This is a genomic window from Collinsella intestinalis, from assembly GCF_902501455.1.
Lineage (GTDB): Bacteria > Actinomycetota > Coriobacteriia > Coriobacteriales > Coriobacteriaceae > Collinsella > Collinsella intestinalis.
The window spans coordinates 99,831-116,351 of sequence record NZ_CABWIC010000011.1 but is presented as its reverse complement, the minus strand read 5'-3'; the positions used below and the strand labels follow the sequence as shown (position 1 = coordinate 116,351).

4 protein-coding genes are annotated in these 16,521 nt (G+C 61.6%); 1 reads left to right on the top strand and 3 read right to left on the bottom strand.

All coding sequences use genetic code 11. From position 1 onward, the window contains the following. Nucleotides 1-47: 47 nt before the first annotated feature. Together AOBCEHNH_RS05520 and AOBCEHNH_RS05515 are read right to left on the bottom strand one after the other, a co-directional pair. A complete protein-coding gene (locus AOBCEHNH_RS05520; RefSeq protein ID WP_118102376.1) occupies nucleotides 48-1,160 on the bottom strand; it encodes an ATP-binding protein in 1,113 nt (370 codons plus the stop codon). Between the two features lie 304 nt (nucleotides 1,161-1,464). Continuing rightward, complete coding sequence (locus AOBCEHNH_RS05515) at nucleotides 1,465-2,148, bottom strand: HAD family hydrolase (RefSeq protein ID WP_152063492.1); 684 nt, start codon at nucleotides 2,146-2,148, stop codon at nucleotides 1,465-1,467. Between the two features lie 144 nt (nucleotides 2,149-2,292). Here AOBCEHNH_RS05515 and larE point away from each other — a divergent pair, with 144 nt between their 5' ends. Next, a complete protein-coding gene (gene larE / locus AOBCEHNH_RS05510) occupies nucleotides 2,293-3,168 on the top strand; it encodes an ATP-dependent sacrificial sulfur transferase LarE (protein WP_226803311.1) in 876 nt (291 codons plus the stop codon). Between the two features lie 196 nt (nucleotides 3,169-3,364). Here larE and AOBCEHNH_RS05505 read toward each other — a convergent pair whose 3' ends face one another. Next, entirely contained in the window at nucleotides 3,365-16,333 is a 12,969-nt protein-coding gene (locus AOBCEHNH_RS05505; protein ID WP_152063490.1) for a Spy0128 family protein, read from the bottom strand. Between the last annotated feature and the right edge of the window lie 188 nt (nucleotides 16,334-16,521).

Below are 16,521 nucleotides of genomic sequence, written 5' to 3'. Positions count from 1 at the left end.
CTTCACAGAGCACCCCTGGTCACCCTTCTTCGATCAACTCGCAACGGCTACAGATCAAATGCCATCTTTCGCAAGTGTTCGCGCATGTACGGGATGGCAAACGTGACGTAACCATGCCCTGCAGCAGATATAACGCCGGCATCGATCAAGCGCTTTCGATATTTTTGCGCATAGTCCGGCGACTGCTTCATACGCCCCGCAATATCGCTCATGCGCGAGGACCCGTTGTCGCGGGCCATTGCCTGCAAAAACGCAATGTCTTGCCCAGAAAGTGCGGCAAGGGTGGTGCCGCACACGTCGTTCTCAAAGTCATCCTCTGCCGCGCAAATCGCGTTGCGCATGATCTCGTCCGTCAGATCGCCCCCATCAGGAAGGCGAAGCGAGATGTTGTACCCCAAAAGTTGCAGCAGATACGGAGAGCCCTGGGTGGCGCGGGCGAGCCCCCTTACCCGATCGCCGCCGATTCTGACACCCAGCTCCGCAAACGCCCGCTCATAAAACGACTGTACGTCTGAGGTTGCCAGAGGCCCGAGCTCGACCTTGCTCGCACGGTTGAGAAACGTCAGCACGCGATCGTTCAACGTTGCCGAAACCGCCCCAGGCAACCCCGCGAGGACGAGCGCCACGTCCAAACCCTCGCCGATCATCTCCTGATACACCGTAACGAGCTGGCGAACTTCCGGTGAATTCGCCTGAAGCTCATCGATGAGAATGAGGATTCCATGTCCATGTGCGTTGAGCCTCCGAACAAGCTGCGTGAGTTTGAACTGGAAGCTCTTGGTTTCCTGCACCTCACGGCTGAATTCAAGCCCTACAGTGAATCCCAGTGCTCCAAAGCTACCGCTCGACACGCGGGCGCCCGGACGGGGGGCGATCAGCCGTTCGCCCGCCTCTTGCACCTTCTCCACGATGCGCTCGGTCATACCCTCAGACGCCACCGTGGGGGCAGCGACCACATAACCATGCTTCGTCGCAAGCTCGGCCAATTCCCACAGTAAAACAGTTTTGCCGCTTCCACGTTGACCCAACATGACAACCGAACGATCACGCGATCCGGGAGTCGAAGACAAACCCGTAAGGAGCCTATCGAGAAGCTGATCACGGCCAACAAGATATGACGGACGGTTGCCGAATGCCGGAGAAAAGATTTCACGCCCCATAATTCTCCTTTCCTTTTTTTCCTATTTTTTCCTTTTTTTCCTTTTTGTCAATTACCAGGGATGTCGGTCACCGCTCGGCCTTGAAACGCCGGGGCGTACCGAGGGGATGAACATCCCGATCGCCATCGCGTGATGCAGTTCTGCTGGCGCCGCAATCAAGTTCTGCCGCAGTTTTTGCGCGATCCCGAAGTAGGCGAGAAATCGCCAACCTCATTACCCGCGGGTTTTCCGGCGATCGGAAGCACCCTGCTCCCCAAGGCACCCAAAACTGCGGCAGAACTTAAAACCAGACTCCAAACGGGGGCTATGCGCGGCGAGGCGCCGGTGAATCGTTCACAGCGGCGATCGCGGCGGGCAATTCGTGCAGGGTCGGCAGGACCGCAGTGCACATCTCCTCGATTTCGGGCGTGGGCGCCACGATATCGGGAATCATGAACACGCGGGCGCCCGAGGCGTGACCCGAACGCACTCCGTTGTGCGAATCCTCGATAACGGCGCAAAGCGCGGGATCGCAACCGAGACGCCTGGCAGACTCGACGAAGATGTCCGGAGCCGGCTTTCCGTTCTCGATTTCGTCGCCGCACGTTATGGAATCGAAGTACTTCAACATGTCAAAGCGCTCCAGGCGCGGCAACGCGCGCACGCGGGCGGTAGAGGTGGCAATGGCGAGCGGGAACCCTGCGGCCTTAAGGGCCTCGAGAACCTCGATGGCACCCGGCTTGAGCTCGAGATCGGTCTCAACAAACTTCAGGAACAGCTCAATGTGCAAATCGAACACGCGATTCGCCAAATCGGCGTCGCCACCCAGATACTCGGCCAACATCGCGCGGCATGACTGGGACGGGCGGCCGATGAACGCCCGCACCAGGTCGTCCGGGATCTCGATGCCCATCTCATCCGCCGTCGCGGCCCACGCCTTCTGGCCCACGCGCTCGGAATCGACAAGTGTGCCGTCCATATCGAAAAGTATCGCCTGAATGGTTTTCATCCTTCTCTCCTTGATTCATTCACCGAGGACACCGCAAACGTGTCGATGCTGTGCTCATCGAGCTGCCGGAACGCCAACGCAACCCTTTGAAATTATTGTACTGGGTCGATGGGTGCGGCCACTCCTATGAACACAAGGTTTGACATGACGATACCAATTTCCAATAACGCGAAAATGCAAGGGCTCATCGAGCTGCTCCGGTCATTCGGAAGTGTCGCCATAGGGTTCTCGGGCGGTGTGGACAGCACCTTCCTCGCGGCAGTCAGCATCCGCGCGTTGCCGCCGGCCGATGTACACCTTATTCACCTGGACACGCCCTTCGTAGGCACTCCGGAGCGCGAGTCTTTCGAACGCGAACGGGGGAGGTTCGAGCGCGCGGGGGCTCATGTGGTCGCCATCGAGACAGACCCGCTTGCGGACCCTGATGTTGCCGCCAACCCGGCAGACCGTTGCTACCACTGCAAGCGCCTCGGATTCCGGTGCATCGTGGACGCCGCGTGCGAGCTCGGGGTGCGCGTCGTGCTCGAGGGAAGCAACGCCGATGACGCCGGAGACTATCGCCCCGGCACCCGTGCCGTGCGCGAGCTCGACGTGAGGTCGCCCCTTATGGAAACCGGCTGGTGCAAAGACGAGGAGCGCGAAGTCCTGCACGCCTGGGGATTCGACGTGTGGGACCTCCCTGCCGGCGCCTGCCTGGCAACGCGCATCCCCTGCGGCGAGGCGCTCACCGCCGAGAAGCTGCACACGGTCCGTATGTGCGAGGACTACCTGCACGGCCTCGGCCTGCGCCAAGTTCGCGTCCGCATTGATGGCGGCATGGCGCGCGTGAGCGTGGGAGCGGGCGAGAATGCGGACGCCATCGTCGAAGCGGACGGTCGCGCGGACGCACATCCCCATGCGGACAGCAAACCCGGCCGCCTCGCCCCCACGGTCATACGGGGGCTCCAAGCGCGCGGCTGCTCAGCCGTGGACCCCGTGGTGCACCCCTATCGCCACGGCGAGGGCAACGGGGCCGCGTAAGGCACAGGAGCAACGTCGATCCCCGGGCAATCAACACAACCCCAACGCCAAAAAAGCACCCCACCTCGCTTGAGATGGGGTGCCAGCGTGTCTTTTGGCTAGGAGCCACCACCGCTCTGGCATAAAGCCGTCGCAGCCTCGGCTTGGGGCCGTCACGGCTCCGGGCCACCCCCGTCACCGTGCCGGCCCACCGCCGCTACTTCTTCTTGCGGCGCGCGGTAAAGCCCGCGCCGATTGCGGCTATGCCCGCAAACGCAGCCGTGAACATGCCCACGAGCGCGTTGTCACCGGTCTTGATCAGCTTGTCGCCGGAGCCGCCGTTGCCGGGATCGGCCGGCTTGGCCGGGTCGGCGGGCTTGGGATCCTCCGGCTTGACGAAGCCGTTCTGGAAGACCGGTGCCCCGTTCTCGCCCACGGTCCATTCGACCTGGAGCTGGCCGTTGCCGTCGTCGGTCACCACCACGTGGTAGGTGAACACCGTTTCGTCGTAGGTGATGCCCTCGGCGTCGCCCTTGACCTCGACGATGCGGTAATCATACGTGCCGGGCTCGTCATAGGTGATCGGGTCGAACGCGATGGGAGCGTACCCGCCCTCGGTCAGGGCACCGTTCTTAACCGTCTGAAGGACCTTGCCGTTAGCGTCGCGCAGCTCGAATGTGAACTCACCCTTCTTAAGCTCGCGACCGGTCAGGACCTTAGCGGCGTTGAACGTGATACTCGTACCGGCGGCCTTGTAGCTGTTGGCAAAGACGATTTCCTTGCCCTCCAGCGCCTTGCCGTCCTTGCTCACAGACCACGTGACACCCAAGGTGCCGTCACCGTTGTCCACGACCTTGGCGGTCACGTCGTACACCGTGGTGTCGTACGTCACGCCGCTTAGGCCGCCATCGACCTCGGCCAGGCGGTAGTTATACTCGCCGGGCGCGTTAAAGCTGATTGCCGGGAAGGCAACCTTGCCGCTGGCGTCGTTCTTGGCGGTGACAACCGTGGGCTCGCCCTCGCCCTGCGAGACGAGCGCGAACTCGAACTCGCCCTCACGCAGGTCACGGCCGTCGAGTGTCTTGGTGATGGCGAAACCGCCCTTGCCTGTCGGCGTGCTGTCGAAAGGCTTCACGCTGTAGGTGTTGGTGAAGGTGAAGTCGGTCTTGTTGGACTCCGCCTGCTTGTCGACGGTAAGCGTGCCGTCGCCGTTGTCAGTCACCTTGACCTTGATGGTCTTGGTCGCAACAGGGTCGTTGCTCACGCCGGCAACGCTGCCGGACTCGGTCACCGTGTAGGTGAAGGTCTTGCTGCGAGGAGCGGAAGCCACCATGGGCTCGTCCTCAAAAGCAGCCTTCACGGCGCTCTCGCCCTCGGCAGGCTTGGCCTCAGCCTCAGCCGCCACGGCGTCGTCCGCCTTGGCATCGGCCTCAGCGGCCTGGGCGTCGGTCGCGCCAGCAGTCTTGGCGTCGGCGGTATCCGCCCCATCCTCGGCAATCACGAGCTGCTCTGGCTGTGCCGCAGGTGCGCCAAAGACGTTCTCCATGGTGTAGATGATCTCGCCGAAGGAGATGTTGCCGGAGGCGTCGTTGGTCGCCGTGGTCTTTGCGGGCATCGGGGCGCCCTCAGAGCCGGCCAGCGTAAAGGTGTACTTACCCGCGATATCGGGCACCTTGTTGCCAGACTTGACGTCCAGGACCTTGGTGCCGTTGAGGGCGATCTGCTTAGAGCCGCCCTCGCCGGTGCCATAGGCGTTCTTGAAGACCATGCCACCCTCGGGGTAGACGACCTTGGCGGAGAGCTTGCCCGCGCGGTTGTCGGTCACCTTGACAGTGATAGTCTGCTCGCCCTGGACGATGCTGACGCCCTTGTCCTTCCGACCCGCGTCCTCGCTCACCTTGTAGGTGTAGGTGTACACGTCGCCGTCTTTGCCCGCGCGATCGACCGTGGCGAGGCCTGCGGCCACATCGTTGTTGAGCTTCTCGGTGGTGTACTTGATACCAGTGAAGGTGATCGTGCCGTCCGCGGCGTTGGTGCCAGTGGCAACGACCCTGCCGGCGTTCTTCGCGTTGGTCACGTTGAAGTGGAACTCGCCCGCGACCATCGGACGGCCCGTGAGCTGCTTGGTGCCCGCGAGCGCCACCCCGCCCTGGCCGCCGACCGTGATGGAGCCGGCGCTATAGCTGTTGGCAAACCCAACGCTCACCGGGGTGAGCTCGGCGCCGCTCGTCCACACGGCGGCTTCCTTGCGGTCGAGGGTCGCCGTAACGGAAAGCGTTCCGTTGTCGTTATCGGCAGTCGTGAACGTGAGGGTGTGCTTCGTCTCGTCGTTCACATAGCCGGCGCCGCCGCCCTTAGTCTCAGTCAGATCGAAGGTATAGGTCTTGCCAACATCCGCGAGGGTGAACTCGAGGCCGGTCTTGACCGGCGTGATGGCAATGGCAGTGTTGCTGGTCGCCTTATCCGTACCGAGCTCCGCGGCGTTGGTCGCAATGACCTTGGCATCGCCGAACTTCGCCTTGGTGGCGTCGTCGGCCGGGGCCATGGTGAACTTGAAGTCACTGGCGGCGATTGGACGACCGGTTAGGGTCTTGACGATCTGGATGCCAGCCTTGCTCGTGGCGCCGTCGCCGTCGGGGTTAACCGGCTCGGTCGAGTACTCGTTGGTGAACTGACTCTTGCCCGTGACGTCGTACGTCGCGGTGAGGTTGCCGTCGCCGGCGTCGGTCAGCCTGATGGTCAACGTCGCCACGTTGTCGTCATATTCCACACCGGCGATGTCACCCTGAATCTCGCGCACCTCGTACACAAAGATCTTGGTACGCTCACCGTTCACAACCGGTGCGTCCTTGATGTGGTCGAAGGTGAAGTTAATCGCGCCAAAGTCGAACTCAACCGGCGTGCCAGCCGCTGTCGTGAGACCGGACAGCGTTGCCTCCGGGCACTCCGGTGCAGGGGCGCCGTTCAGCGGTGTAATGGTGAAACTGAAGAAATCCTCCTTCTTCCAATCGCGACCCGTCAGCACCTTGCTGAACAGGTTGGCGGTCGTCACCGGGGAACCCTGTGGAACAGCCGCGGAGTACACGTTGACGAACTTTGCGATATCGACGGGCTTCGCATCCTCGACGGCACCGTTCGCAACGTACTTGCCATCAAAGGAGGCAGCGAGCGTGCCGTCGCCCTTATCGGTGACCTTGACCTTCACGTTATAAATCGTGTCGGAGTACTTGATGCCACCGATCGATCCGACTTCTTCGCTGATCGTGTAGGAGTATTCGCCGGCGGCGGTGTACTTGATATCGCCGAACGAGACCTCTTTGGAATCCTTCGTCATCTGCTTGACGAGCACGCCGTCCTTGGCGCCGTCAGGCATGGGTGCACCATTGACGGACATGAGCTTGGCGCTGAATTTGTCGGTGCCGTTCCAGTCGCGGCCAACCAGCTCCTTCGAAGCCTTGAAACCGTCCTTGGCGGCGAGCGTAACGCCATCGCCAATGCTGTAGGTGTTTACGAATGCGGCCTGGCTCGTGCCGTCGACGGAGACGACGCCCTCGATCGTCTTCTTATCAGGCGTGTAGCCGGCAGCGTCATCCTCGGTGATGGTGTACTTCGCGCCCACGGGCAGGCCCTGGATGGTAATGGCCTGGCCGTGTTTCAGCTTGAACATGTCGCCGTCCTTGCCGGCGGCGATGACGCCACCGTCGAGGCCCTCACCGCTATAGCGATAGTCCTCGTTCAGCGGGTTGCCCGCTGCGTCCGTCAGGGTGATCTTGAACGAGAACTCCTTTTTCTCGTCGATCTCAGTGCCCTGGTTCTCGGCGAGCTTGATGGTCTTCCCGATCTTCAGGGTGCTGGTCTTGGGAAGGTTCTCCGGGGTCGTGTTGGTATCGACCACGGGAGTATGGTCGCCAAGCTGGACGTTGGCGGTGTTCGCGATGCCGTTGGTGAGCGCGGACTCGTTCACCCTTGCCTCAAAGGTCACGGTACCGGTGGCGCCGGCCTTAACGTCGTTGATCTTCCACGTCAGCTTGTTCTCGGCCTTGTCGAAGGAGCCGCCACCGCTCGCGGAGCCGTCGACGTAGGTGAGGCCCTTGGGCAGCTTGTCAGTGATGGTCACCGTAGCGAAATCCTTGCCCGGGTTCGCATAGCTCACGGTGTAAGTGAGGACGTCACCGACCTGGATATCGCCCTTGTTGGCATCCTCGACTTTCTTCCCGGGAACGAAGACCTCGGGCTTGGAAGTCATCTCGGTCTTGTTCTCGCCGATCTGAATGTTGGCCTGGTTCTCAACCTTGTTGTTGAGGGCGGCCTCGGTCACCTCGACCGTGAAGATCACGGTGCCGGAGGCATTGGCCTCCTGCTTGCCGAGACTCCAGGTCAGGGTGTTGGTGTCGGCGTTGTAGACGCCGCCGTTAGTCGCGGAACCCTCATCGTAGGCAGTGCCGGTAGGAATCTTATCGGTGATGGTCACGTTGGCGGCGACAGCCTTACCGGTCTCGTCGACGGCGTCGTTCACCCAGTCGATGGTGTAGACGAGCCTGCTACCGACCTGGACGAGCTGGCCGTCGATCGATGTGCCGGGCTTGCCCTCAGCGGCGACGTCCTTGCCCTGTGCGGGCTTCTTATACGTGTTGGTGAAGGTCATGACCTCGCCCGGGACCTTCAGAACCTTGTTCGCAGGCTCGCCGGCGTCGTCCTTGACCTGGGTCAGGACGGAGGCCGCCGTGAGCGCAGCGCCGTTCGGCTTGACGGTGACGACAAGCTTGTACTCGGCCTGGGAGAAGGTCAGGTTGGTATCGGCGGAGACACCGGTCTCGACGATTCGATACTCGTACGCGCCGGGTTTGGCGAAGCTGATGCCGCCGAAGCTCACGACCTGTTTCTTGGCGATCGCCGTGGCGATGTTGCCCGCGCCCTCGGGCATGGGTGCGCCCTCGGTCATAGCCTGGAGCTCGAAGGAGTAGGACTCGTTCGGGAGCCAATCGCGTCCCTTGAGGACCTTCTTGACCTGCAGTGCACCCTTGTCACCGCCCGGGATTACGACAGCAGCCGGGGTATAGGTGTTGATGAACTCCACCTTCTCGGCCTGGCCCTTGTGGATGGCACCGTTCACGGTGTCGGCGATGGCGGTGAAGCCCTTGAGCTTCCGCTCCACGACCTTGTACTTAGCACCCTCGGGCAGGCCCTTGATGGTGACTGACTGTCCGTGCTTCAGCGTGATCTTGCCATTGCCGTTCGCGATAGCTCCCTGCTTGGCGCCTTCATAACTGTAGGTGCCCGCAAGTTGGTTCCCCGCGGCATCCGTCAGGGTGACGTCGAAAGTGAACTCGGCGTCCGGTGCGGTCACGCCGGCGATGGCGGACTTGACCTTCTTAGAAATGGTCAGGTCGCCTGTGCCCATCTTGGTGGACTCGGTATTGGTGCTAATTACGGGGCCGTTCTCGCCCAGCTGGATGCCGGCCTTGTTATCGACGCCGCCCTCGATGGCGGACTCGTTGACCACGCCGGTGAAGGAGACGGAGCCGGACTCGCCGGGCGCGACGTCGGCAAGCGTCCAGGTAAGCGTGCGATTCGCCTCGTCATAGCTTGCGGCGGGCGCGGCGGAGTCAGCCTTGTAGGTGATGCCGGAGGGCAGCTTGTCGGTGATGGTCACCACGGCGGCCGCAGCCTCGGTGTTCTTGTAGTTGATGGTGTAGACGACCTCGTCGCCGACCTTGATGGAGCCGCTCTGGCCCTCGGGCTTGGCGACGGTCTTGGTCGGGACGTTGACGGAGACGCTCTGGCTGGCGTGGTTGTTCACCTTGGCGATGTTGGTGACCTCGCCGCGCTTGGCAGCCTCGATGACCTCGTCCGTCACCTTGGCCTGGAACTCGACGATGCCCTGCTGGCCCCTTGCGTTATCGAAGGTCCAGGTGATGGTTCCCGCCTTGGGGTCATACGTGCCGCTGGGCTTGATGGTGCCATCGATGGGCTCCATGCCCGTGGGCAGCTGGTCGACGACGGTCACCTTCTGGTTTTCACCATCGAGCGTCTTGTCATGCGACCACTGAATCTCGAACGTCAGGACCTCGCCGACGCCGACGAGCTTGCCGTCGACGAGGACGTCGCCCTTGTAGACGTGCTTGGCGTCCTTAGTGGGGAACGGCGTGGTCTCGACGTTGGACACATGACCGTTCACCGTCGCCTGATTCTCGACAGTAGTCGGACCCTGCGCGGCGACCTTGACATCGAAGGTGATGACGACGTCCTGGCTGGCGGCGAGATCGCTCAGATTCCAGGTGAGGGTGGTACCGGCTGCCGAGGAGCCCTCAACCGCAGGTTCAGCGGGTTTGCCGTTCACCAGGGCGCTTCCTACCTGGTACTCCAGGCCCTTACCGAGCTTGTCGACGACCGTCGCCTTCGCGTTGGCGCCGTCGGTGTTGTGGAACTTGATCTGATAGGTCAGAACCGTCTCGCCGGGCTTGACCTCGTCGGGATGCGTCGTCTCGGACTTGCCGGGAACGAACGTCTCGGTGGCGTTGGTGGTCACCTTGTTGTCGCCGATCTGGATGGAGGCCTGGTTCTCGACGGAACCGGTCACCACGGCGTCATCGGTCACGCGCACCGTGAGGGTCACCATGCCGGACGCACCCGCGGGCTGATTGTCGAGCTTCCAGGTGACGGCGCCGTTCTCATGCTTACCGCCCTCGGAGGCGCTGACGAACTCGGTGCCGTGCGGGATCTTATCCGTAACGGTTACGTTCGCGGCGACGGGAGTGCCGCTCTTATCCACGGCGTTGTTGACCCAGTCGATGGTGTAGACGAGCTCGTCGCCCACGCCGACGAGCTTTCCGTCGACGGAAGCCTGCGGCTTATCGACGCCATTGACGGTAACGTCCTTGGCGTCCCTCTCGTTGAAGTAGACGTTGGTGAAGGTCGCCTTCGCGGGGTCGAGGCCCTCGACCTCGGCAGAGAGCTTGCCAGTCGAAGGATCGTACGTCACCTTGATGGTGTAGGTGAACTCATGGCCGTCGTAGGTCATATGGGCAGCGTCGCCCTTGACCTCCTTGATGGTCACCTCATAGGTGCCAGCGGCGGAGAAGCTCATCTCGCCGAAGTCGACGGAGCCATCGGCCTTGTTGGTAGCCGTCTTGGTTGCTGGCCATGCCTTGCCGTCGGCATCCTTCACGGTGTCGAGCGAGCCAGAGGTCGCCTTGGTAGTCATCTGGAAGGTAAACTCGCCGTCCCCAAGGCCGGTGCCGCGGTTGCCCTTGAGGACCTTGGTCACGGCAGCGTCCTTGATCGCGTCGGGATCGACGACGACGGGCTGCCAGTTATAGGTGTTGGTGAACGCCAGGCCACCCTTGGGGTAGTTGGCGGTGGCGGCGAGTGTGCCGTTACCGTTGTCGACGACGGTCACAGTGAAGTCGAAGCTGGCCTTGACCGCGGTGACTCCGGTGGGGAGCTTGTCCGTCAGCTCGCGCGCGGTGTAGCGGACCGTGTACTGCGGCTTGCCGTCCTTGGTGGTGCCAGCCTCGACGTAGCGGTCGGCGGTCTTATCGGCGGCGAGTTTCTTGAGCTGCTCAAGCGTGTAGCTCAATGAGCCCTTGTCGAAGGTCACGGCAGCAGGCTTGCCGCTGTCGGCAGCGGCGTTCTCGCCCGTGGCGATCTCCTTCTCAGCACCCTGCTCGGCAATCGGATTGCTTACGATTTCGAACTTGAACTCGTCGGCCTTCATGTTTCGGCCGTCGAGCGTCTTGGTTGCGGCGTTCGCGAGGTCGATGTCGGTCGCATCGGTGGTCGCGGCGGCATAGCTGTTCACGAAGTCGATCGTCGTGGGAACCTTGTTCGTAGCGCTACTCTCGGTAACAGTCTCCGTACCGCCCTTGTCGGTCACCGTGGTAGTGAGCTTCAGGGTTCCGTTGAATTCATCTGCAACAGCGAGGTTGATGGTGTAGACGGCGTTGCTATAGGTATAGCCGTCCTTGGTCCCACCGGTGCCGGGATCGCCATTGGCACCGAGCTCGGAGACCGTGAATCTGAACGACTTACCAGCGTCCGCCTGGGTGAACTTGAGCGGAGTCTGGGACGTCATCGCAACGCGCTCGCCGTCCTTGCCAGCCACGTTACCAAACTCGCCGGTCGTCTTGCCGTCCTCCATGCCGAGGCGTTTCGCGGTCTCAGCCGCGGTCGTGCCCGTGCCGTTCAGTGTTTCGACCTGGAACTTGAACTGGCCCTGGGCCATGTCGTGACCGTTGGTGGTCTTGGCGATAATCAGACCGCCGGCCGCATTGTGGTCGAGCTCGGCCTTATACGTATTGGTAAAAGTCCCGTTTTTTACCTCCACCTTCGCCTCAAGCTGACCCTTGAGGTTGTCGAACACGCTCACCACGATGTCGGCAGCGTTCTTGCTGTAAGTGATACCGGCGATGTTACCGGGGGTCTCGGTGACGGAGTAGAGGTACGTCCCCGCCTTATCGAAGGTGTAGCTACCGAAGTCGAAGGCGATCTTGTCCCCATCCTTCTTGCCAGGGGCCGCAACGTCCTTCTCGGCGACGGCCGACTCGGGCTGGCCTGGGACGGCGCTCTTCATGGTGAAGTGGAAGGTGTCGGTGTCGAGCCAATCGCGTCCCTTGAGGACCTTGTACAGACCGAGGTCGGCCGTATCGGGACTCACCTCAACAGGCGCGGCCTTGTACGCGTTCTTGAAGCCGAGGGTGACGACGTCACGGCCGTCGGAGCTGTCATAGGTTCCGACGGGGTCGCCGCCATTCTTGCTCACGGTCGTGATCGTCTTCATGGTGCCGTCGGCGTTGTCGACGACCTGGATAGCGATCTTGTAGGTGGTCTGGTCATAGGTCACGCCGCCCAGCTTCTTGTCGGGCACGACCTCGCTCAGCGTGTAGGTGAAGGTCTTGCCGGCATCGGCCTGCGTGAAGCGAAGGTCCGCGAGCTTGCCCGGCATCTTGGTAGCGACGTCCTGCTTCGCGGGGGCGATCGTCGTGAACGACTTGTCGCTCTCGGCCAAGCGGTCGGTGGCGTCCTTGTCGGCACCGACGATGGCGAAGCCGAACTCGCCGGCCTTCTGGGCGCGGCCGGTCAGGGTCTTGGTGACGTCGAGCGAGAAGGCGTCGCCGTAGGAGAGGCTCGACCTATAGGTGTTGGTGAACGCGGCGGCGTCGGTCGCGGCGCCGGTGTAGCTCACCTTCGCCTCGAGCACGCCGTTCTTATCGGTCACGACGACCGTGACCTTCTGGTGGCCGCGGTCATACGTCATGCCCGCGCCGTCCTCCGGGGCGTTCTCGGTGACATTGAATTCGTAGGTCCCGGGCTTGGTGAACGTTACAGGACCGAAGGGCGCATCCGCAGGCACGCCGTTCTTCAGCCCCGCCACGGATGCCTCGAGCTCGGTAGCGGCGCTATCACCGCCGAAGACGATCTCATCGTGCTCCAGCGCGGCGACCGCCGCGTTGTTGGCAGCCGACAGCGTGAACTCGAAGGTCTCGCCATCCACGGCGTCACGGCCCTTGAGGGTCTTGCGCGCCTTGAGCGGGGAGGCGGTGTCGCCCGGAAGCGTCACGTCCTTGGGATCGTAGACGTTGGCGAACTCGGGAACCCGCCCCTCGGGCAGCTGCTCGCGCGCGCCATCGACCATCTTGTAGTAAGAAACGGAGACCTTGACCGTCGCGGACTCGTCGACGGAGACGGTGATCGCAGCTATGTAGACCGACGGGTCGTACGTCATGCCGTTCAAGGTGTAACCGTTATCGGCATCCGCCCCCGCAGGAATCAGCTCTCTGATCTCGTACTCGTAGGTATGGCCGACATGGTCCTCGCCGTACGCGGCCTGGCCGAAGACGACGCTCGAGCCGCTATTCTTGACATGGATATAGCCGTCGGGCTGGAACTCGACGCCGTCGGGAATGGGAGCGCCATCGGTCAGCGGCTTCACCTTGAACGTGAATTTACCGTCCTTCATAGCGGTTTCCGGACCGCCATTATTGGTGTAGACCTTCACGGCCTCGGGACCGGCAGAGGTCTCCCGCGCGTTGAAGGAGTTCGTGAAGACGGCGTTCTTACCCTCGGCCGGCTCGCTCACGTCGACGCCCGCATCGCTATTGGTCCTCGTCATGGAGGAGGTTGCCGTCAGGCCGCCCTTTCCGTCGTCGGCGACATCGACGCGGATCGTGTACGACGCGTTGCTGTACGTCATGCCGGGGATGACACCCTCGGCGGACGGGGCGACCTCCCTCACGGTGTACTCGAAGACGCCGGGCTTATCGAAGGAGATGGAGCCGAAATCGCCCGCGGGCTTCGCCTCGGTCGCCTGTACGACCTTGCCGCCACGCCCATCCGTCCCGGGCGTGGAACCCTCGGGCATGGGATTGCCCGCCTGAACGGCTCTCAGCTCGATATCGAAGCTGCCCGCGAGGTCCCAGCGGTCAAAGATCTTCTTGTATCCGGCGAGGTCCTTTCCCTCCATCGCAACCGGCTCGACGTCGTAGGTGTTGACGAATTTCGCGGCCTGAATCTTGCCCGCGGCGATCTTGCCCGTATCGCCCTCGGCGCTCGTCTGCTTGAAACCGGCGGGCATCTTATCCTTGACCTCGGTCACGGTGTAATCAGCACCCGCGTCGAGACCGTGGATGTAGAGGGTCTCCTCGTCCTTCAGACTCTGGCGGCGCTTGCCGGACGCGTCAAACTCCATGTCGAAGGGCTCGCCGACGCGCTCGTTCTGGGCGTTCCTCACCTCGGTCGTCAGGGTCTTATCGGCAGCAGATGGAATGGTGATCTCGAACTCGAAGCTCTTTCCATCCAATACCTTGGGGTCGATATTCTTGTTCGGCGCGATACGGGCATCTTTGTTGATCGCCAAGGAGCCCGGCATATCGACAGAAAGTTTTCCGTTGTTGCCGAGGCTCACGTTCACCATGTGGGGATTATCGACGTTGTCCCAGCGCGGGTTGATAACCTCGGTCGCAGTACCCGTGACGTTCGACTCCTTGGTAAGCGTCAGGGAGTCGACACGCGTCAAGCGCGGAGCCCCCTTCTTGATGAAGTAGCTACCGTCCGCCGCCTGGCTCCAATAGGGCTCCGGCCTGTTGAAGTTGACTCCCCTAAATTTGATGATGCTCTCAGCCTTCTCGGCCTGGCCGGCGCTTCCCTTCTTGTAGTAGGAGCGCTTGTAGTAATACTCTTCACCGGCAGTCGGCTCTTTGGTAAGGGGGATCTTGCACTCCCTATCGGTGTAGAGCGGCGTATCCTCTGTGAAATAGTAGAAGCTGTTGGCATCGGAAGGCTCAAAGGAAGCGGTGGTGTTGCCCAGCCGCTTGCCATCCTCCACGATCACCCTGCCATCGTAGAAGTTGGAATAGAAATTGGTCTTACCATCTGCGGTATTCCCAGCGATGTAATCGCGCAGGGCCTGGTCTGCCGCGCCGCTCATCACGGCAGCATGCACCTCGGGCTTGATGCTGACGCCGTAGAAGATTCGTAGCGGGTAGGCCTCGCCGATCTCCATGGTCGACCCCGCTTCGGTTGTCGTGACCTTGAAGTTGCGCAGGGGGATGAGCGAGGCCGGGATCTTGACCGTCACGATGTCGCCCTTGGCGAGCTCTTCGCTGCGCTGGACTTGAACGACGATATCCTTCACGTTGCCGTTGGGATAGAGAGCATTGCCGCCCGTACCCTCATAGGTATAGGTGTCGATGAGGCCGTTGCTCGTCTTCGACTGCGGATCGAACACCTTGTCCGCGAAGATGAGTGACCTGAATCCGTCGACCCGCATGTAGGCACCGAGCTCGTCGGTAAAGGTGATGTAGCCGGATTTGTTGGCCATGCCCTCGGTCGTATGCGTCGGAAGGCCCGTTCCCTTGTTGATCTCGTCCGAGATCTCCTGGAAGATGCCGTTCAGCTCGTCCGCATCGGTCGCGGCCTTATAGTAGTTGGAATTCTCCGCGCGACTGCCGAGATCGCTATATGCCTCCGCATTTGGATAGTTGCTCGACACGCCGTGCATGTACGCGTTGAAGGTTCCCCTCGTATCACCGGGGTTCGCGTCGGCGAAGACACCGACGGAGTAGACGCGGGCGCCGCCGGCCTTCATCGCCTGAGCGGTCTTAATCGCATTGTTGGCGACTGTATCCTGGAATCCGTTATTATACGTCGGCTGGCCGTCGGTGAAGAAGATGACGACCTTCTGCGCCCCCTCGCGCGCGCCGACGAGCTCGTCGACCCGATTTCCCGCCTTTCGCCCGTTGAGAACGTCTTGCGCCTGCAGCAGTCCGTAGTCTGCCGACGTCGCTCCTCCAGTCCGCAGCGAATCGATGGTGTCCGTCGCCTCCGAGACCGTACTCGGCGTATATGCCTTGAGGTCGGACACGACCTGCGTGTAGTTTCTACCCCTGCTGATGTTGTTGCCGATCGTGTTCCTCATCTCGCCGGCAAACTTGACGATCGAGATGCGGTGCTGGCGAGCCTTGTCGGTGATTTCCCCATTCTTCTCTGCGGTCGCGGTGATGAATTGGTTCGCAGCGCCCTTCAATCCTTCGATCTTGCTCATGGTTTCATAGGTGCGCTGATAGAACTGGATCCGCCCGTCCGCACTATCCCCTTCCGAGCGCTTGGGGAACACCTCTTTGCCGTTCAGCTCCCAATGCCCGAAACTAATTCCCGCGATGCCCGCACCGATCCGGTCGATCTTTTGGTACTGCCCATCTTCGGTCTTGGCATAGTATGCCGGAGCGAGGAAGCTCTCGCTGACGGCATATGTCGGCGAGTAGACGACGCCTCCACCGAGCCCGTCGTCCATCGATCCCGAAACGTCGAGGACGAGGACGATGTCGAGCGGGCGGCTCGAGGTCGTAGTGGTGTTGGAAGTCGACGAGAGGGCAGACAGGCCGACCAGGAAGTCGGATTGTCCCTTCTCGATGACGGGCTGGATGCCACCGGGAAGCCGCACATCATCATTAGAGACGGTCTTGTCCGTCCAGATGCGGCCGATGTTCTCCGTGTCCTCATGGGCGACGCCCTTCCACGTCGTGATCGTCGATGGATCCACGACCGTGGTCTTTTGTCCCTCGGGCCACGACGGAGCCCCGTCAGCCGGAGCTGCCTTCGCGGCTGGCACCACCGCTGTCAGTGCAAGCGCTGCGCCCAGCACAACCGAGGGCAGCACCTTGGCCAGACGCCTTACCGCTGAACGCATGGTACCCCCCCCCCGTTACACGAGAGCAGCGCTCCAACGTCATGCGATTCCGCTCACACAACATTCGATCCCCCAAATCAACAGCAACCGATAATTGATTCGCTTCGCATAGCCATCCGACAGAAGGGTGGCTTATAAATGTGATAATACTCTATATATATTTTTATGCCACAAATTTGGTCGCCAAA

Bases quoted from the DNA above. Each gene is read 5' to 3' on its own strand.
- AOBCEHNH_RS05515 (WP_152063492.1), bottom strand. From the start codon at position 2,148: ATGAAAACCATTCAGGCGATACTTTTCGATATGGACGGCACACTTGTC.
- larE (WP_226803311.1), top strand. From the start codon at position 2,293: ATGACGATACCAATTTCCAATAACGCGAAAATGCAAGGGCTCATCGAG.
- AOBCEHNH_RS05505 (WP_152063490.1), bottom strand. From the start codon at position 16,333: ATGCGTTCAGCGGTAAGGCGTCTGGCCAAGGTGCTGCCCTCGGTTGTG.
- AOBCEHNH_RS05520 (WP_118102376.1), bottom strand. From the start codon at position 1,160: ATGGGGCGTGAAATCTTTTCTCCGGCATTCGGCAACCGTCCGTCATAT.